A 17,127-nucleotide genomic window follows, 5' to 3' on the forward strand; every position below is an offset into this window, starting at 1 on the left:
CCTGCCTCACTCCAGACCGTCGAGAATTTCGTCGAGCTTCTCGGGCGTGAGCCGCTCGTGGTAGTGACCGTTGACCGTCATTGCCGGTGCGTACACGCAGGCGGCGATGCATTCCTCTTCGCGCTTGAGATAGACGCGGCCGTCCGGGGTGCTCTCGCCGAGCTTGACGCCCAGCTTCTTCTCGCAGTGGCGCACCAGGCCTTCGGCACCGTTGAGCCAGCACGAAATGTTCGTGCAGATCGCGACGTTGTTGCGGCCGACCGGCTTGGTCTCGAGCATCGAATAGAAGCTCGCCACCTCGTAGCCCCACACGGCCGGCAGGTCGAGATATTTGGTCACCGCCACGATCAGGTCGTCCGTCAGGAAGCCCTGGTTCTGCTCCTGCGCGGCGAACAGCGCCTGGATCAGTGCCGAGCGCTTGCGGTCGGCCGGGAACTTGGCGACCCATTCGTCGATGTGGTGGCGGGTGTGCTCGCTAAGCACGACGAGCGGATCGACGTGCTTGACCTGCTCGTAATTTCCGGTGGCCTTCATGGGAATCTCCGTGGTGCCGGCTTAGCGGTCGACTTCGCCGAACACGAGATCGTAGGTGCCGATCATCGCCACCACGTCGGCCAGCATGTGGCCCTTGACGGTGGCGTCCATCGACGAGAGGTGGGCGAAGCCCGGCGCGCGCAGGTGCACGCGGAAGGGCTTGTTGGCGCCGTCGGAGACCAGGTAGCAGCCGAACTCGCCCTTGGGCGCCTCGACCGCGCAGTAGGTCTCGCCGGCCGGCACGCCGTAGCCCTCGGTGAACAGCTTGAAGTGATGGATGAGCGCTTCCATGCTCTCCTTCATCTCGGCGCGCGAGGGCGGCGCCACCTTGAAGTTGGTCACCATCACGGGACCGGGGTTGGCGCGCAGCCAGTCCACGCACTGCTTGATGATGCGGTTGGACTGGCGCATTTCTTCGACGCGCACCAGGTAGCGGTCGTAGCAGTCGCCGTTGACGCCGACCGGGATGTCGAAATCCATCTCGGCGTACTTGGCGTAGGGCTGCTTCTTGCGCAGGTCCCATTCCACGCCCGAGCCACGGATCATCGCGCCGGTCATGCCCCAGGCCTTGGCCATCTCCGGGCTGATCACGCCGATGCCGACGGTACGCTGCTTCCAGATGCGGTTGTTGGTCAGCAGGTCCTCGTACTCGTCCACCCGCGACGGGAAGATGCGAGTGAATTCCTCGATGAAGTCCAGCATCGAGCCTTCGCGGGCCGAGTTGATGCGCTTGAGGTCCGCGCCCTTGTGCCAGGGCGATTCCTTGTACTGCGGCATCCGGTCCGGCAGGTCGCGATAGACGCCGCCCGGGCGGTAGTAGGTCGCGTGCATGCGCGCGCCCGAGACCGCCTCGTAGACGTCCATCAGTTCCTCGCGTTCGCGGAACGCGTACAGGAACACCGCCATCGCGCCGAGGTCGAGCGCGTTGGAACCGATCCACATCAGGTGGTTCAGGATGCGGGTGATCTCGTCGAACATCGTGCGGATGTACTGCGCACGCTCCGGCGCCTCGATGCCCAGCAGGGTCTCGATCGCGCGCACGTAGGCGTGCTCGTTGCACATCATCGACACGTAGTCCAGGCGATCCATGTAGCCGATCGACTGGTTGAACGGCTTGGACTCGGCCAGCTTCTCGGTACCACGATGGAGCAGGCCCACGTGCGGGTCGGCGCGCACCACGGTCTCGCCATCCATCTCCAGCACCAGGCGCAGCACACCGTGCGCAGCCGGATGCTGCGGGCCGAAGTTCATCGTGTAGTTGCGGATTTCCTGCATGACGTCGCGGCCCTTCAGTTCTGGCGCCAGTTGTCGGCGGCTTCGGCCTTGGCCTGGATGAGGTCGGCGTCGTCGCGGATCACGCGCGGCACCAGCACGCGCGGCTCGATCGTCACCGGCTGGTAGATCACGCGCTGCTGCTCGGCGTCATAGCGAACCTCGACGTTGCCGATCAGCGGGAAGTCCTTGCGGAACGGATGGCCGACGAAACCGTAGTCGGTGAGGATACGGCGCAGGTCCGGGTGGCCGTCGAAGATGATGCCGAACAGGTCGAACGCCTCGCGCTCGAACCAGTTGGCGACCGGCCAGACGCCGGTCAGCGAGGGCACCATCGGCAGCGCGTCGTCCTCGCAGAACACGCGCAGGCGCAGCCGGCGGTTGTGGGTGATCGAAAGCAGGTGCACCACCACCGCGAAGCGGCGCGGCATGTTGGCGTCACGCGGACGCTCGGCCCAGTTGAAGCGGCCCATCGCCTGGCCTTCGACGCCGCGGGAGAAGCCCGTGGCCGTGACCGTCTCGGTGGCCCATTCATCCAGGCCGTAGCCGAGGTAGTCGATGCCGCAGACGTCGATCAGCTGCTCGAAGCGGAACTCCGGCTCGTCGCGCAGCGCGGTGGCGACGCTCAGCAGGTCGGCAGCCGCCAGTTCGGCGGTAGTTTCGCCGCCGCGGGCGGGCAGCAGCGCGAGGGTGTCGCCGAACCGTGCCGCGAGGCGTGCGGCCAGCGAAGTGTTCTGGATATCGGTCATGGCTCGTGCCTTAGCCGCGGGCGATCGTGCTGGTGCGGCGGATCTTCTTCTGCAGCTGCAGGATGCCGTGGATGAGCGCCTCGGCCGTCGGCGGGCAGCCGGGCACGTAGATGTCTACCGGCACGATGCGATCGCAGCCGCGCACCACCGAGTACGAGTAGTGGTAGTAGCCGCCGCCGTTGGCGCAACTGCCCATCGAGATCACCCACTTCGGATCAGGCATCTGGTCGTACACGCGGCGCAGCGCGGGAGCCATCTTGTTGACCAGGGTGCCGGCCACGATCATCACGTCGGACTGGCGCGGGCTCGGGCGGAAGATCACGCCGTAACGATCCAGGTCCAGGCGCGCGGCGCCGGCGTGCATCATCTCGACCGCGCAGCAGGCCAGACCGAAGGTCATCGGCCACATCGAGCCGGTGCGCGCCCAGTTCATAAGCGCGTCGACGGAGGTGGTGGCGAAGCCGCGCTGCACGACCGGGTTGTCCTCGGCCGGACGCAGGATGTCGTCGACCAGGTTCAGCGGTTCCGGGTTGTGCATCACCCGGTCGATGGAAGACATCACTCCCATTCCAGTGCTCCCTTCTTCCACACGTAGGCGAAACCGACCACCAGCAGCAGCAGGAACAGCGCCATCTCGATCAGCGCCACGATGCCGATGTGCTGGAACACCACCGCCCACGGGAACAGGAAGGCGATTTCCAGGTCGAAAATGATGAACAGGATCGCCAGCAGGTAATAGCGGACGTCGAAGCGCATGCGCGCGTCTTCGAAAGCCTCGAAGCCGCACTCGTAGGGCGCGAGCTTGATCGCTGCGGGACGGCGCGGGCCGGCAAGCATGCCGATGATCAGCAGCACCACGCCCAGACCGGCGGCAACGCCGATGAACAGCAGGATGGGCCAGTATTGAGCAAGCACGATGCAACGTACCTCCGCACCCTTCGGGCGCATCAGTGACCGCCACGATGGCGATCCGGCTGGTTCGATTCGGCAGGCCGCGCACGGCAGGGGCTGTCCGGCCACGATCGCACGCGTGGGGGCCGCGAGCGCCCGATTTCCACGAAATCCCTTCGTGTAACCGCCGCATTGTATCAGCGCGCGCGGGGACTACGCCAAGTATTGCGGACGCGACAGTTATTGGTTAGTGCGAACCCGTTCCCGCAGGTTGCCGGTGAGCGGGGCGAATGCGCGCCCGGAGGGCATACCGCGCCCCGGCGGGAGGGGTTACATGGTGTGGGTTGGTCGCTCGGAGGAGAGCACGCCGGCGAGGATGTTCTCGATGCGCTGCCGGGCCGATTCGGCATCACTCGATTCGTTGAAGTGCACGCCGATGCCGGCGGTGCGATTGCCCTGCGCACCGAGCGGGCTGATCCAGGCCACCTTCCCCACCACCGAGAGGCGCTCGGTTTCGTCCATGAGCGTGATCAGCAGCACCACCTCGTCGCCCAGCGCGTAGCGTTGCGCGGTCGGCGCAAACAGGCCGCCGTTCTTCAGGTACGGCATGTACGCGTTGTACAGCGACGCGGCGTCCTTGATCTTCAGCGAGATGATGCCCTGGCGGGCGGCGGTGGGGGTCATGCTGGGCTCCGGAGCGAACAGGCCGGTTTCGGCCGGCGCCCGGGCATCGTAGCGAGCGGAATGGGTGGGCGCAAAGCGGCGGCGTACGGCAAGGTTGCCCCGATCCGCCTGCCGGCACCTTCCCCCGCAAGCGAGGGACGGCTCGATCTCAGGCACCAGGGATCCCTCCCCGTTTCACGGGGACAGGTGCCCGGAGCGCCGACGGGGACGACCTCGCCAGAACTCACAACTCGCACCATCCCCAGCGGTCGAAAATCCACGGCGACGGCACATCCATGTCCAGCCGCGCGAAGCACGGCGCCGTCGGCACTTCGGCCAGGCGCCAGCGGCCCTGCCCGTCGCGCCGCAGCGGTGCGTCCGCCCAGGCCCAGTGGCGTACGCCATCAGGACTGGCGATGGTCAGGCGCAACTGCGAGCGCCAGGCCCTGGGATGCCAGGGCAGCGCACCTGCCTCGCGGTCGGCGGGGGGGCGGGCGACACGGTCGTAGCGCTCCGGTCGATCGGTCAGCCGACGCATGCGGCCTGCGCTCAAGGCCATCTGGCTGCCGTGGGCCGTCAATGCGGCGAGTTTGGCCGCGTGTCGCTCGGCCGCCGCGGGCAATGCGACGTCGGGTGCCGCCTCCCCCCGACCGTGCACCAGGTAACTGAGCAGCAAGGGCGGCTCGGCATCCCAGTCCGCCAGCGCAAGCCGCATCAGGACGTGCGCACTGCCGTGGTCGGGGTGATGATCGGAAAGCGCCGGCAGCGCGACCACGTTCGGGCGGAAGCCGACCAGCTCCTCGACCAGGCGCGCGCGCGCCATCGAGGCATTCTCGCGCACCAGCGCGGTAAGACCCATGTCCGACCAGCCCATCGCGTGCAACGCGTCGGATGGCACGTCGAGTCGCTGCAGTGCCTCGGCAACCTCGCCGCGGCGACGCCTGCCCCAGCGCGCGCGCTCGGCATCGCCGATGCGCAGCCGGCGTTCCAGCCAGCGTTGCGGCCAGGGGTTGTCGTCGCCGTCGGTGAGCAGCAGCACGCGCACTTCGCCGCCCGCCGCACGCACGAGTTGCAGCAGTTCGCCGGTGCCGATGGTTTCGTCGTCGGGATGCGGCGCCACCACCAGCAGGCGGGTCCGCGCGTCGGGGCTGTACAGCTCCGGGCTCAACGGCATGTCGTGGCGCCTCCCGCGCCAGGGTGTGGGGAACGCCGGGCTCGGAAGCCGCAGGCGATCGTTGCGCGCAGCTTGCGGCAGCGCGCGTTCGCACTACGTGTAGCGTGAGGCAGGCGACCGGACCCGCCGGCCTTCGGGTCAGTGCCAGCCGGCGAGCAACTCTAGCAGCAGCAGATCGCCGCGCAGCGGACCCCGCAAGGCGTCGCGCGTGCGGTTGGCAACGGCGAACCAGTCGGCCAGCGCCTCGGCATCGAGCTGGCTGCCCAGCGGCGCCGCGCCGCCGGTCGCGCGGGCACGCGCTTCGTCAACCGCGGCCTGCGCGGCGAACCACAGGCACTGCTCCGGCTCGGCATCCAGCCAGCGCCGTGCCACCTCCATCGGCTCGGCGCGGCCGGCCGCCAGCGCAGCCATGTCCTTGCGCACCGCCTGCCGGCGCGCCAACGCGCCCTGCTCCGCCCAGGCCTCCGCCAGCCCTGGATTGCCGCCGGCCGCCTCCAGCGCTGCGGCCGGGTCGGCAACACCCTGTGCGGTGAGCCAGTCCATTGCCTCGGCCGGCTGGGGCAACTGGAACTCGATCCGCTGGCAGCGGCTGCGGATGGTCTGTGGCAACCGCCATGGGGCATCGGCGACCAGCAGCAACAAGGTCTGCGGCGAGGGCTCCTCCAGCGTCTTGAGCAGGGCGTTGGCGGCGGCCGTGTTCATGGCATCGGCCGGATCGATCACCACCACCTGCCAACCACCGAACTGGCTGGCCATGGCCAGCCGTGCCGAGAGCTCGCGGATCTGCTCGACCACGATCTCCTTGCGCTGCACACCGTCCTTGCGCAGGCCGAGGCTGATGGTGACGAAATCCGGATGGGTACCGGCATCCAGCAGCAGGCAGGCACGGCACTGGCCGCAGGCTTCGCCCTCGCGCGGGCGCTCGCACAGCAGGCCACGCACGAACCGCTGCAGGAAGGCACGCTTGCCCAGCCCCGCCGGACCGCACAGCAGCAGCGCGTGCGGCAGTGCTTCACGCGCCAGGCGCGACTGCAACCGTTGCCAGTGCGCCTCGTGCCAGGGTGGCGCGGTCATGCCGTGCCCTCCGCAAACAGCGGCGCGAGCGCCGCGATGGCCGCCCGCAACACGGCATCGGCCGGCTGGCCGGCATCGATTACGCGGAAACGGTCCGGTTCCGCCGCGGCCCGCGCGCGATAGCTGGCGCGCACGCGCTCGAAGAACGCATCGGCCTCGGTCTCGATGCGGTCCGCCTCGCCCCGCCCTGCGGCGCGCGCACGGCCGGTCGCCACCGGCAGGTCGAGCAGCAGCGTCAGGTCCGGAGCCATGCCGGCGCAGGCCCAGCGTTCCAGTTCGGCAATGCGCTCCTGCGGCTGGCCACGCCCGCCGCCCTGGTAGGCATAGCTGGCGTCGACGTAGCGGTCGCACAACACCCACTGCCCGGCGTCCAGGGCCGGTGCAATCGTCTCGCGCACCAGTTGGGCACGCGAGGCGAACATCAGCAGCAGCTCGGTCTCGGCGGCCATGCCGCTTGCCTGGGGATCGAGCACGAGCGCGCGGACCGCCTCGCCCACCGCCGTGCCGCCCGGTTCGCGGGTCTGCACCAGGTCGATGCCCTGCCCCGCGATGTAGTCGCGCAATCCGGCCAGCAAGGTGCTCTTGCCGGCGCCTTCACCGCCTTCGAGCGAAATGAAACGTCCGCGCCGTGACTCAGTCATGGCAACGCTTCAGCTGGTAGCAGGCGACGTTGCGGTTGTGCTCGGCCAGCGAGCTGGCGAACACGTGGCTGCCATCGCCCCGGGCGACGAAGTACAACGCCTTGCCCGGCGCCGGATGCAGCGCCGCCTGGATCGCCGGTCGTCCGGGCAAGGCGATCGGTGTGGGCGGCAGGCCCGCATGCAGATAGGTGTTGTAGGGCGTATCGGCCAGCAGATCGCTGCGGCGGATGTTGCCGGCGTACGCCTCGCCCATGCCGTAGATCACCGCCGGGTCGGTCTGCAGCAGCATGTGGTTTTCCAGCCGGCGCACGAACACGCCGGCGATCTTCGAGCGCTCGTCCGCGCGCCCGGTTTCCTTCTCCACGATGGACGCCAGGATCAGCGCCTCGTAGGGCGTGGCCAGCGGCAGATCCTTGTCGCGTCCGGGCCAGAGTTCGGCCATCGTCCGGGCCATGGCCTGGTGCGCGCGCTTGAGGATGTCCAGGTCGCCGTCACCCTTCACGTAGGCGTAGGTCTCGGGCAGGAAGCGTCCTTCCGGCTTCTCGCCAGGCGCACCGATGCGGCGCATGAGTTCCGCATCGTCCAGAGCCGCATCGTCGTGGCGCAAGCTGGGTACCTTCGCCAGCGCATCGCGCAACTGGCGGAAGGTCCAGCCGTCGACGATGGTGAAGTCGCGCTGCAGGACGCGCCCGGCGGCCATGGCATCGAGCAGCTGGCCGGGCGTGGTGCCCGGGTCGAGCGCGTACTCGCCGGCGTGCAGGCGGTCGGCGACCCGCATGCGCTCGGCCAGCACGCGCCAGTACAGCGACGGTGCATGGGTGAGGTTGCGCCCACGCAGCTGCGCCACGATGCCGCGCAGGCTGCTGCCGCGCGACACATCGAGCGTCTGGCGCTGCGTCCCGACTGTGAGCGGCGTGCGGCTGAACCGCTCGAAGTCGTACCAGCCGGCCACCAGCGTGGCCAGGACGGCCAGCAGCACCAGCCATCCCAGGATCCGCCAGCCCGCTCGGCCCTTTCTCTTCTTGCGCCCCATGGCGACTCCTTCAGAAACCCAGTTCGCGCCAATGCGACTGCAGCGCGCGCGTCGCCGTTCCGACCGCAAAGGCCTGGCCGTCCAGCTCGCGAACAGGCAGGATGCCGCGCACGCTCGAGGATAGGAAGAGCTCGTCCGCCTGGCGGAGTTCCTCAAGCGTGATCGGGCGCACCTGCGCGTGTGGCCAGGCCGCCAGCACTTCGGCCCGGGCCACGCCTGCGATGCCGCAGCGATCGACCGCCGGTGTGGCAAGCACGCCCGCGAAAACCGCGAAGAGGTTCGCCGCCGTGGCGGAGATCGCCAGCCCGTTGGCGTCGCACAGCAGGCCCTCGGTGATCGCCGGGTCGTCCCACTCGGCCCGCGCCAGCACCTGTTCGAGGCGATTGAGGTGCTTGAGGCCGGCAAGCTGCGGCTGTGCCGCCAGGCGCGTGGCGCACAGGCGCACGCGGATGCCGTCGGCGTAGGCCGCCTCATCGCGCGGCGGAGCATCAAAGGCCGCAACGATGCGGGTGGCCTGTGCAGGCACGGGTGGCTTGTAGCCGCGGGCGCCCGTGCCCCGCGTCAGCGTGATGCGCACGACCGGCTGTGCCAGGTCCCGCGCCACGGCCTGCGCCTCGGCCAGCAGCATGGCAGGGTCCGGCATCGGCAGAGCCAGCCGGCGGCAGCCGTCCTGCAGGCGCTTGATGTGGCGCGGCCAAAGCGGCGCCCCGGCCCCGAGGAAACGGATCGTCTCGAACAGGCCGTCGCCGTAGGCGAGCCCGCGGTCCAGCACGGAAACCCGGTCCCCGGCCTGGCCATCCACCAGCACGCGCGCGATCAACCGGACGCTCCCAGTGCGCGCAGCAGGCCGCGGGCCTTGGCGCGGGTTTCGTCCAGTTCGCGTTCGGCCACCGAGTCGGCCACGATGCCCGCGCCGGCACGCAACGTAACCTCGGGACCGATCTGGGTGAGCGTGCGGATGAGAATGTTGAGGTCGAGCTCTCCGCTCAGATCGAGATAGCCCAGCGCCCCGGTGTAGGCGCCGCGCGGCGTGTCCTCGATCGCCGCGATGATTTCCATGCAGCGCACCTTCGGGCAACCGGTGATGGTGCCGCCGGGAAACGTCGCGGCAATCACCTGCCCCGGCGTCACGTCCTCGCGCAGGCGTCCGCGCACGTTGGAAACGATGTGGTGCACGTGGGTGTAGCTCTCCACCACCATCAGCTCGTCGACCTCGACCGTGCCGGGCACGCAGACGCGGCCCAGGTCGTTGCGCTCCAGGTCGATCAGCATGACGTGTTCGGCCCGCTCCTTCGGATGCGCGGCGAGTTCACGGACGCGCGCCGCGTCGTCATCGCCCGCCACGCGCGGACGCGTGCCGGCGATGGGACGGGTCTGCGCGATGCCGTTGCGTACCTCGACCAGCCGCTCCGGAGAGGAACTGGCGACCGCCCAGCCGGGTTGCTGCAACAGGCCCGCGAATGGCGCCGGATTGGCCGTTCGCAGCGCCCCGTACAAGGCGGCTGGCGCAGGTGGCTGCGGGTACTGCGCGCGCCAGGCGCGCGAGAGATTGGCCTGGAAGATGTCGCCCGCGTGCAGGTGCTCGTGGACACGGGCAACGCCATCGAGGAACCGCGCGGGCGTGTCCTCCTCGATGGCGATCGGAGGAGCGAGCGGCGGCAAGGCCAGGGACACGGCCAGGTCGGTCTCCATGGCATCGAGCAGGCGGGCATGCCCTGCCTCGGCCACCAGCATCGTCCGATCGCGGGCGTGGTCGACGATCACCGCAGCCGGGCAGCGCAGCGCCAGTGCCGTCGGCAGGCCATGGCCGGAAGGCAGGCGCAGCCGGGGTTCGATCTGGCCGGCCAGTTCGTACGCCAGCAGCAGCACCCAGCCGCCCTGGAACGGCAACCCGTCGTCGCAGGCTGGCTGGCATTCGGCCTGCCAGGCGGCGTCGAGGGCGTCGAGGAATCCTCCTTCGAGCCGGCGCCCCTGCCCGTCCAGCAACCGCCCGTCACCGCACAGGGTCAGGCAATCGCCCGGAAACGCGAACAGGATGTCGTAGCGTGCCTGCGCGCTGCCGCGCACCACGCTTTCGAGCAGGCAGGGATAGCGGTCCGCAAAAGCGGCGGCCGGCGCGAGCAGGTCGCGCCGGCCGTCGAGGACCCTCAGGTGGCGAGCCACGCTTCCGCTCAGTGGCGGCGGAAGACGAGCGTGCCGTTGGTGCCGCCGAATCCGAACGAGTTGGAGATCGCCACGTCGAGGTCGGCCTTGCGCGCCGTGTGCGGCACGAAGTCGAGGTCGCAACCTTCGCTCGGCTCGTCCAGGTTGATGGTGGGCGGCAGCACCTGGTCGCGCAGCGCCAGGATGGTGAAGATCGCCTCGACGCCACCAGCGGCACCGAGCAAGTGGCCGGTGGTCGACTTGGTCGAACTCATCGCCAGCTTGTAGGCGTGCTCGCCGAACACCTTCTTGGCCGCCATCACCTCGCCAAGATCCCCCAGCGGCGTCGAGGTGCCGTGCGCGTTGATGTACTGCACCTCGGTCGGCTTGACGCCGGCGTCGTCCAGCGCCGCCTGCATGCAGCGCGCCGCACCCTCGCCGCCCTCGCTCGGGGCGGTGATGTGATAGGCATCGCCGCTCATGCCGAAGCCGACCAGCTCGGCATAGATCTTCGCGCCGCGGGCCTTGGCATGTTCGTACTCCTCCAGCATCAGCACGCCGGCGCCATCCGACAGCACGAAGCCGTCGCGGTCCTTGTCCCACGGGCGACTGGCCTTGGTCGGCTCGTCGTTGCGGGTGGACATGGCCTTGGCCGAGCAGAAACCCGCCATCGCCGTGCCGGTGGTGGCGAACTCGGCGCCGCCGGCGATCATCACGTCCGCATCGCCGTACTGGATCATGCGCATGGCCAGGCCGATGTTGTGCGTGGCCGTGGTGCAGGCGGTGACACAGGCGATGTTGGGACCCTTCAGGCCGAACATGATCGACAGGTGGCCGGACACCATGTTGATGATCGAGCTGGGCACGAAGAACGGCGACACGCGACGCGGGCCCTTCTCGTGCAGCTCGATCGAGGTGTCCTCGATGGTATTGAGGCCGCCGATGCCGGCGCCGACCGCCACGCCGATGCGCGGCGCGTTCGCTTCCGTGACCTCGAGCCCGGAATCGCGCAGCGCCTGGGTGCCCGCCGCGATGCCGTAGTGGATGAACGGGTCCATCTTCTTGACGTCCTTCGGCGGCATCCACTGCGCCGGATCGAAGTCGCGGACCTGGCCGGCAATGCGCGTGGCGTAGCCGGTGGCGTCGAAATGCGTCACCTGCCCGATGCCGCTGTTGCCCTTGAGGATGTTGTCCCAGGCGGTGGCGATGTCATTGCCGACCGGCGAGATGATGCCCATGCCGGTCACTACAACACGCCGTCTACTCACGGGTCGTTCGCTCATGGATTTCAATCCTTACGTGTTCTCTCAGGCTCGCTGCCGCGCAACGGCCCCAGGTCCGGCCACCATACGGTATCGGACGTTTCAAAAGGCAGAAACGAAAACTGCGCCAAGGTGGCGCAGCTTTCAGTATCGCCACGTGAACGGGATCCGCGCCGCCATGGGCGCGCAAAACCGCACACGAAACCGATCAGTCCTTGGTGTGGGCCTTGATGTAGTCCACGGCCTGCTGAACGGTGGTGATCTTCTCGGCCTCTTCGTCCGGGATCTCGGTCTCGAACTCTTCCTCGAGGGCCATCACCAGTTCCACCGTGTCCAGCGAATCGGCGCCCAGGTCGTCCACGAACGAAGCGTTCGCCGTGACTTCGTCTTCCTTCACGCCCAGCTGCTCGATGACGATCTTCTTGACGCGCTCTTCGATGGTGCTCATGTTGCCAAACCTCCCAAGGGGTGTGCTTTTTGTCGGGCCGGCACGGGTCCGGCAAAGGACGGCGGATTGTAGTGGCTAAGCGGCCAGGCCGCCATTATTCCGCCGACAGGTTCAAACGCGCCGTCCTGCGGACCGGCGCGAAAGGTCAATTGTCGCCTAAAAACGCGTCCTTGGCGACAACCGCGCCATACGTCAGGGCATGTACATGCCCCCGTTGACGTGTAGGGTTTCGCCCGTGATGTAGGCGGCGGCCGGCGATGCGAGGAAGCCCACGGCCTTGGCGATGTCGCTCGCTTCGCCCAGTCGGCCCAGCGCGATCTGTCCCAGCAGGGCCTGCTTCGAGTCTTCCGGCAGCGCACGCGTCATGTCGGTATCGATGAAACCGGGCGCGACCACGTTGACGGTGATGCCGCGCGTGCCGATCTCCCGCGCCAGCGATTTGGAGAACGCGATGATGCCGGCCTTGGCAGCGGCGTAGTTCGCCTGCCCCGGATTGCCGGTGAGACCGATCACCGAGGCGATCGAGATGATCCGGCCCTTGCGTGCCTTCATCATGCCGCGCATCACGGCCTTGGAGGTGCGATAGACCGAGGTCAGGTTGGTGTCGAGGATCACCTGCCAGTCCTCGTCCTTCATGCGCATCAGCAGCTGGTCGCGGGTGATGCCGGCATTGTTGACCAGGATCGAGATGGCACCGAACTCCTTGGCGACGCCGTCGACCAACGCCTCGACTGCGGCGCCGTCGGTCACGTCGAGCACGCGGCCGTGACCGCCGTTCGCAGCCAGTCGATTGCCGATGGCCTTGGCACCGTTTTCGCTGGTGGCGGTACCGATCACGGTGGCGCCCATGGCCGCCAGCTCGTCGGCGATCGCGGCACCGATGCCGCGGCTGGCGCCGGTCACCAGTGCGATTTCTCCTTCCAGGATCTTGCTCATCGTCTTGCCCTTTTGCAGGAATTTTTTTGGGACGGACGCATCGCCCGTCCGGTCGAAGATGATTTACGCCAACGCCGCCTCGAGTTCGGCCGGCGTACCGATGGCGCGCGCATCCAGCCTCTTGTCGATGCGCTTGATGAGGCCCGAGAGCACCTTGCCCGGGCCGCATTCGAGCACGCGGGTGGCGCCGTTGCCGGCGAGCGCCTGCACGCATTCGGTCCAGCGCACGGGGAGATAGAGCTGACGCTGCAGCGCGCCGCGGATCTCCTCCACGCTGCCGTAGCTGCGCGCCTCGGCGTTCTGCACCACGGGAATGCCGGGCAGCGACCACTCGATCGTGGCCATGCGTTCGCCCAGGCGATCAGCAGCCTCGCGCATCAGCGCGCAGTGAGAGGGCACCGACACGGCCAGCTTGACCGCCTTCTTTACGCCCAGCTCGGCGAGTTTTGCCAGGGCGCGGTCGACCGCCTCCGCGTTGCCGGCGATCACCAGCTGCCCCGGCGAGTTGTAGTTAGCCGGCGAGACAATCTGGCCTTGCGCGACCTCCTCGCACACCTGCGCAATCTGCGCATCGTCACCGCCAAGAATCGCCGCCATCGCGCCCACACCCGGCGGGACCGCCGCCTGCATCAGGCGACCGCGCTCGGCCACCAGCGCGGCGGCATCGTGCAGCGACAGCGCGCCGGCGCAGACCAGCGCGCTGTACTCGCCCAGGCTGTGTCCGGACAGCTGCGCAGGCCGCGCGCCACCAAGGTTGGCCCAGACGCGCCACACCGCCACGCTCGCCGCCAGCAGCGCCGGCTGAGTGTTCTCGGTGCGGTTCAGTTGATCCTCCGGACCTTGCTGGCTGATCTGCCACAGGTCGACGCCGGCGCCCTGCGAAGCTTCCTCGAAGGTCGCCTGCACTTCCGCGTGCGCGGCGGCGAGGTCGGCCAGCATGCCGACCGATTGCGAGCCCTGGCCAGGGAAGACGAAGGCGAGCGAGGCGGCGGTGTCGGTCATCGGTGTCGATCCATCAAAGGCAAAGAGGCGATGATGCCAGCAGCGGCGCGCGTACGCAGCCGTATCGGGATACGCGCGCATGGCCGGGCGCTTTCGCAAGGCTTTCCCCATCCGCCTGTCGGCACCTTCCCCCGCAGACGGGGGAAGGCTCACCGCCGGACGTCCCGCGACCATGGCTTATCGTAAGCCTCGCTTTCGATCCCTTCTCCCGCCGGGGGGGGAAGGTGCCCGAAGAGCGGATGGGGAAAGCCTTGCCTAAGTCCCTCCCCCAAACGACGATGCCGCCCGAAGGCGGCATCGAACGAAGGGCGAACCGGCTAGTAGCGCAGCAGCGCCGAAGCCCAGGTGAAGCCGCCACCGAAGGCCTCCAGCAGGAGGTTCTGCCCGCGCTGCACCTTGCCCGAACGCACCGCGTAGTCCAGCGCCAGCGGCACTGAACCGGAGGAGGTGTTGGCGTGCTTGTCGACGGTCACGATCACCTGGTCCATCGACATGCCCAGGCGCTTCGCGGTCGCTTCGATGATGCGAAGGTTGGCCTGATGCGGGATAAGCCAGTCCAGCTGCGAGGCCTCCATGCCGGCGGCCTTCAAGGTCTGCTCCACCAGCGAGTCGAGCGTCTTGACCGCGACCTTGAACACCTCGCGGCCAGCCATCTTGATGCGCACGCCATGATTGGGCTCGTCGCGGAAGCCGACCGACACGCCGACCGGATTCCACAGCAGTTCCTTGTAGCCACCGTCGGCGTGCAGGCAGGTGGCATAGATGCCCGGCTCGTCGCTGGCCTCGAGCACGACCGCGCCGGCGCCGTCGCCGAACAGCACGCAGGTCTCGCGCTCCTTCCAGTCGACCATGCGGGTCAGCGTCTCGGCGCCGATCACCAGCGCTTTCTTCGTCTGGCCACTGCGGATGAACTTGTCCGCCACGCCCAGCGCATAGACGAAGCCCGAGCAGGCGGCATTGACGTCGAATGCGGCGCATCCGTTGGCGCCCAGGCGGTTCTGCACCAGGCATGCGGTGGACGGGAAGATCAGATCCGGCGTCGTGGTGCCCAGCACGATCAGGTCGAGCTCGGAAGCCTTGACGCCGGCCGCAGCCAACGCGCGCTCGGCAGCGAGGAAGGCCAGGTCGCCGGTGGTCTCGCCCTCGGCGGCCACATGGCGCTGGCGGATGCCGGTGCGGCTCTGGATCCATTCGTCGCTGGTCTCGACGAATTTCTCCAGGTCGAAATTGCTCAGGACGCGTTCGGGCAGCGCGCTGCCGGTGCCGATGATGCGGGCGTAGGTCGAAGCCATGGACTTTCCATCTGCATGCGGGGGCGATGGCCAGGCCACGCCGGAGCCGCAACGTTACGTTCGCGGACGCCGAAACGCAAAGCGGCGCGTCGCCGCGCCGCCGTGTTGCGTCCGATGGAAGCCGCTTACTCGGCGTCGACGGCCGCGGCGGTGTCGATCACCTTCTTGCCGCGGTAGTAGCCGTCCTTGGTGACGTGATGGCGCAGGTGCACCTCGCCGCTGGTCGGGTCGGTCGCCAGCTGCACGGTCTTGAGCTTGTCGTGCGAACGACGCATGCCGCGGGTGGACGGGGTCTTGCGGCTCTTGGCAACGGCCATGGGTGTATCTCCGGCTTCAATCGGTTTTCTTGAGTTCGCGCAAAACCGCGAACGGGTTGTCGTTGGGCTCCGACACGGGTTCATCCGGGCCGGGGCCAGTCACCTCGGGTGGCAGGCTGCTGTCCGGATTGACCGGCACCAGCGGCACTGCCAAAAGCAATTCGTCCTCGATCACGGCGGCCAGGTCGAGCTTGCCGTCGTCCTCGACCAGCAGCGGTTCGCAGCCCGGCGGCAGGGCCGCCTCCTCGCGCTCGCTGCGGATCAGGCCAAGCCGGCTGTCCACCGTCAGGGGCAGCACGAACGGCTCCAGCGTGCGCTGACAGGTCAGTGTCAGCGGCGCCTCGACGTGCACCTGAAGGTAGGCCGTGCCGAAATCGTCGCGACCGAAGTCCAGCTCGTACTGCGCCGCTCCCTCGTTGCCGGCCAGCATCCCGCACAGACGGGACATGGCGGCCACGGGAAGCGCTCCGGCAAACGAACGCCGCGCCGAGACCATGCGCCAAGCGTCCACGGACTCTGGCAGTGTCACGGACATAATCGCGAAATCTTAGGGTCGGCGGGGGTCCAAGTCAACCGAGCCATCCGGGCTTTGCCTCCCGACGGGACTGCGGCAGACTGCCCTTCCGATCGTAACCGGTTGTCCTCGTGCCCGCTTCCCTCGCCTTTGGCCTCGCCGCGATGTGCCTGCTGCTGGTGGGCGCCGGTGCGCTCGTGCTGGCCGGACGGCGGCGGCGGCTGGAGCGGCGCCGCCACAGCATGCACCGGCTGCTGGAGCTGGCCGACCAGCTGGAAGCCGACCTGAAGACCTGCCGCAAGGGCCTCAAGCAGGCCCATGCGGTGATGTCCTTCAACCCCGACCAGCCGGCCGCCGGCGAGCCGGAGGCCAAACAGGCGATCGACGCCGGCCTGCGGTCGCTGCTGCAGCAGCGGCTGTGGATCCGTGACTGCGCGCCCGATGCGAGCCAGCAGGGCCTGGACGAAGCCGCAGCCGACATGAGCCAGACCCGCGCCCGGCTGCGCCCGCTCGTACGGGCGCTGGAACGCGCGCACCACGAGCTGGACGACGCCATGCGTGAGCACATCCGCCGCGAATCGGACGTATGACGCGCCTGGTGCTGGGCTCCACCTCGCGCTACCGCGCCGAACTGCTGCGCCGGCTGGTGCCGGAATTCGAGCAGCGTGCGCCCGGTACCGACGAAACGCTGGTGCCCGGCGAAGCGCCCGCCGAAGGTGCCCTGCGGCTGGCGATAGCCAAGGCCGAAGGGGCTGCGTGCGGGCTGTCCGATACCGCGCTGGTAATCGGCTCGGACCAGATCGCCGAACTCGACGGCCGCGCGCTGGGCAAGCCAGGCAGCGTCGAGGGCGCCCGCGCCCAACTGGCCGATTGCAGCGGCCGCGAGGTGCGGTTCCACACCGGACTGTGCCTGCTGGACACCCGTGACGGGCGGCGCCACACGCACCTGGACACCACGCGCGTGCTGTTCAGGCCGCTCACCGCGTCTGAAATCGCCCGCTACGTGGGCCGCGAAATGCCATTGGACTGCGCCGGCAGCTTCAAGTGCGAGGGTCTCGGAATATCGCTGTTCGAGCACATCGACAGTCGCGACCCGACCGCGCTGGTGGGCCTGCCGCTGATCGCGCTCGCCCGGCTGCTGCGCGAGACGGGCCTGGCCGTGCCCTGACCTGGGTCGCCTGTG

The 17,127-nt window shown here is 68.5% G+C and carries 21 protein-coding genes; 2 read left to right on the forward strand and 19 right to left on the reverse strand.

Annotated elements, in window-relative coordinates:
* Positions 1–6: 6 nt before the first annotated feature.
* From nuoE to ACFWZU_RS12605, 19 genes are all read right to left on the reverse strand, one after another.
* Positions 7–534, reverse strand: coding sequence for an NADH-quinone oxidoreductase subunit NuoE (nuoE, locus tag ACFWZU_RS12515; protein ID WP_231320566.1), 528 nt, complete (start codon positions 532–534; stop codon positions 7–9).
* Between the two features lie 21 nt (positions 535–555).
* Positions 556–1,809, reverse strand: coding sequence for an NADH-quinone oxidoreductase subunit D (locus ACFWZU_RS12520; protein WP_325165544.1), 1,254 nt, complete (start codon positions 1,807–1,809; stop codon positions 556–558).
* Positions 1,810–1,823: 14 nt separating this feature from the next.
* Positions 1,824–2,555, reverse strand: coding sequence for an NADH-quinone oxidoreductase subunit C (locus ACFWZU_RS12525; protein WP_439701845.1), 732 nt, complete (start codon positions 2,553–2,555; stop codon positions 1,824–1,826).
* A 10-nt stretch (positions 2,556–2,565) separates the two neighbouring features.
* Positions 2,566–3,123, reverse strand: a complete 558-nt coding sequence (locus ACFWZU_RS12530; protein WP_231349022.1) for a NuoB/complex I 20 kDa subunit family protein — start codon at positions 3,121–3,123, stop codon at positions 2,566–2,568.
* Entirely contained in the window at positions 3,114–3,470 is a 357-nt protein-coding gene (locus ACFWZU_RS12535) for an NADH-quinone oxidoreductase subunit A (protein ID WP_439701847.1), read from the reverse strand. The genes ACFWZU_RS12530 and ACFWZU_RS12535 overlap by 10 nt, the downstream gene beginning before the upstream one ends.
* A gap of 306 nt (positions 3,471–3,776) precedes the next feature.
* Positions 3,777–4,130, reverse strand: coding sequence for a PilZ domain-containing protein (locus tag ACFWZU_RS12540; protein WP_439701849.1), 354 nt, complete (start codon positions 4,128–4,130; stop codon positions 3,777–3,779).
* Between the two features lie 223 nt (positions 4,131–4,353).
* Positions 4,354–5,283, reverse strand: coding sequence for a PIG-L deacetylase family protein (locus ACFWZU_RS12545; protein WP_439701851.1), 930 nt, complete (start codon positions 5,281–5,283; stop codon positions 4,354–4,356).
* Between the two features lie 138 nt (positions 5,284–5,421).
* Entirely contained in the window at positions 5,422–6,357 is a 936-nt protein-coding gene (gene holB / locus ACFWZU_RS12550) for a DNA polymerase III subunit delta' (RefSeq protein WP_439701852.1), read from the reverse strand.
* The gene (gene tmk / locus ACFWZU_RS12555) at positions 6,354–6,998 is read right to left on the reverse strand and encodes a dTMP kinase (protein ID WP_439701854.1); all 645 of its coding nucleotides are present in this window, start codon (positions 6,996–6,998) and stop codon (positions 6,354–6,356) included. Before tmk ends, holB begins: the two co-directional genes overlap by 4 nt.
* Entirely contained in the window at positions 6,991–8,031 is a 1,041-nt protein-coding gene (gene mltG / locus ACFWZU_RS12560; RefSeq protein WP_439701855.1) for an endolytic transglycosylase MltG, read from the reverse strand. The genes tmk and mltG overlap by 8 nt, the downstream gene beginning before the upstream one ends.
* Before the next feature lie 10 nt (positions 8,032–8,041).
* Positions 8,042–8,851 (reverse strand): aminodeoxychorismate lyase, encoded by an 810-nt coding sequence (gene pabC, locus ACFWZU_RS12565; RefSeq protein WP_439701857.1) that lies wholly within the window; start codon positions 8,849–8,851, stop codon positions 8,042–8,044.
* Positions 8,848–10,194, reverse strand: coding sequence for an aminodeoxychorismate synthase component I (locus ACFWZU_RS12570; RefSeq protein WP_439701859.1), 1,347 nt, complete (start codon positions 10,192–10,194; stop codon positions 8,848–8,850). Before ACFWZU_RS12570 ends, pabC begins: the two co-directional genes overlap by 4 nt.
* A gap of 8 nt (positions 10,195–10,202) precedes the next feature.
* Positions 10,203–11,441: a beta-ketoacyl-ACP synthase II gene (fabF, locus tag ACFWZU_RS12575; RefSeq protein WP_439701939.1), complete on the reverse strand. Its 1,239-nt coding sequence runs from the start codon at positions 11,439–11,441 to the stop codon at positions 10,203–10,205.
* Between the two features lie 202 nt (positions 11,442–11,643).
* Positions 11,644–11,883: an acyl carrier protein gene (gene acpP, locus ACFWZU_RS12580; protein WP_091336635.1), complete on the reverse strand. Its 240-nt coding sequence runs from the start codon at positions 11,881–11,883 to the stop codon at positions 11,644–11,646.
* Between the two features lie 192 nt (positions 11,884–12,075).
* A complete protein-coding gene (gene fabG, locus ACFWZU_RS12585) occupies positions 12,076–12,819 on the reverse strand; it encodes a 3-oxoacyl-ACP reductase FabG (RefSeq protein ID WP_439701860.1) in 744 nt (247 codons plus the stop codon).
* Positions 12,820–12,882: 63 nt separating this feature from the next.
* Positions 12,883–13,821 carry an ACP S-malonyltransferase gene (gene fabD, locus ACFWZU_RS12590; protein WP_439701862.1) on the reverse strand — a complete coding sequence of 313 codons (939 nt, stop codon included), beginning with the start codon at positions 13,819–13,821 and terminating at the stop codon, positions 12,883–12,885.
* Positions 13,822–14,138: 317 nt separating this feature from the next.
* Positions 14,139–15,113 (reverse strand): beta-ketoacyl-ACP synthase III, encoded by a 975-nt coding sequence (locus ACFWZU_RS12595; protein WP_439701864.1) that lies wholly within the window; start codon positions 15,111–15,113, stop codon positions 14,139–14,141.
* A 125-nt stretch (positions 15,114–15,238) separates the two neighbouring features.
* Positions 15,239–15,430 (reverse strand): 50S ribosomal protein L32, encoded by a 192-nt coding sequence (gene rpmF / locus ACFWZU_RS12600; protein WP_091336642.1) that lies wholly within the window; start codon positions 15,428–15,430, stop codon positions 15,239–15,241.
* Between the two features lie 16 nt (positions 15,431–15,446).
* Entirely contained in the window at positions 15,447–15,965 is a 519-nt protein-coding gene (locus ACFWZU_RS12605; RefSeq protein ID WP_439701866.1) for a YceD family protein, read from the reverse strand.
* Positions 15,966–16,075: 110 nt separating this feature from the next.
* Between ACFWZU_RS12605 and ACFWZU_RS12610 the strand changes: the two genes are divergently transcribed.
* Positions 16,076–16,534 carry a hypothetical protein gene (locus tag ACFWZU_RS12610; protein WP_439701868.1) on the forward strand — a complete coding sequence of 153 codons (459 nt, stop codon included), beginning with the start codon at positions 16,076–16,078 and terminating at the stop codon, positions 16,532–16,534.
* Positions 16,531–17,112: a Maf family protein gene (locus ACFWZU_RS12615; RefSeq protein ID WP_439701869.1), complete on the forward strand. Its 582-nt coding sequence runs from the start codon at positions 16,531–16,533 to the stop codon at positions 17,110–17,112. The genes ACFWZU_RS12610 and ACFWZU_RS12615 overlap by 4 nt, the downstream gene beginning before the upstream one ends.
* Positions 17,113–17,127: the final 15 nt, after the last annotated feature.

Source organism: Frateuria sp. GZRR33, from assembly GCF_051900425.1.
Lineage (GTDB): Bacteria > Pseudomonadota > Gammaproteobacteria > Xanthomonadales > Rhodanobacteraceae > Frateuria_A.

Bases quoted from the DNA above. Each gene is read 5' to 3' on its own strand.
- nuoE (WP_231320566.1), bottom strand. From the start codon at position 534: ATGAAGGCCACCGGAAATTACGAGCAGGTCAAGCACGTCGATCCGCTC.
- ACFWZU_RS12520 (WP_325165544.1), bottom strand. From the start codon at position 1,809: ATGCAGGAAATCCGCAACTACACGATGAACTTCGGCCCGCAGCATCCG.
- ACFWZU_RS12525 (WP_439701845.1), bottom strand. From the start codon at position 2,555: ATGACCGATATCCAGAACACTTCGCTGGCCGCACGCCTCGCGGCACGG.
- ACFWZU_RS12530 (WP_231349022.1), bottom strand. From the start codon at position 3,123: ATGGGAGTGATGTCTTCCATCGACCGGGTGATGCACAACCCGGAACCG.
- ACFWZU_RS12540 (WP_439701849.1), bottom strand. From the start codon at position 4,130: ATGACCCCCACCGCCGCCCGCCAGGGCATCATCTCGCTGAAGATCAAG.
- ACFWZU_RS12545 (WP_439701851.1), bottom strand. From the start codon at position 5,283: ATGCCGTTGAGCCCGGAGCTGTACAGCCCCGACGCGCGGACCCGCCTG.
- holB (WP_439701852.1), bottom strand. From the start codon at position 6,357: ATGACCGCGCCACCCTGGCACGAGGCGCACTGGCAACGGTTGCAGTCG.
- tmk (WP_439701854.1), bottom strand. From the start codon at position 6,998: ATGACTGAGTCACGGCGCGGACGTTTCATTTCGCTCGAAGGCGGTGAA.
- mltG (WP_439701855.1), bottom strand. From the start codon at position 8,031: ATGGGGCGCAAGAAGAGAAAGGGCCGAGCGGGCTGGCGGATCCTGGGA.
- acpP (WP_091336635.1), bottom strand. From the start codon at position 11,883: ATGAGCACCATCGAAGAGCGCGTCAAGAAGATCGTCATCGAGCAGCTG.
- fabG (WP_439701860.1), bottom strand. From the start codon at position 12,819: ATGAGCAAGATCCTGGAAGGAGAAATCGCACTGGTGACCGGCGCCAGC.
- fabD (WP_439701862.1), bottom strand. From the start codon at position 13,821: ATGACCGACACCGCCGCCTCGCTCGCCTTCGTCTTCCCTGGCCAGGGC.
- ACFWZU_RS12595 (WP_439701864.1), bottom strand. From the start codon at position 15,113: ATGGCTTCGACCTACGCCCGCATCATCGGCACCGGCAGCGCGCTGCCC.
- rpmF (WP_091336642.1), bottom strand. From the start codon at position 15,430: ATGGCCGTTGCCAAGAGCCGCAAGACCCCGTCCACCCGCGGCATGCGT.
- ACFWZU_RS12605 (WP_439701866.1), bottom strand. From the start codon at position 15,965: ATGTCCGTGACACTGCCAGAGTCCGTGGACGCTTGGCGCATGGTCTCG.
- ACFWZU_RS12615 (WP_439701869.1), top strand. From the start codon at position 16,531: ATGACGCGCCTGGTGCTGGGCTCCACCTCGCGCTACCGCGCCGAACTG.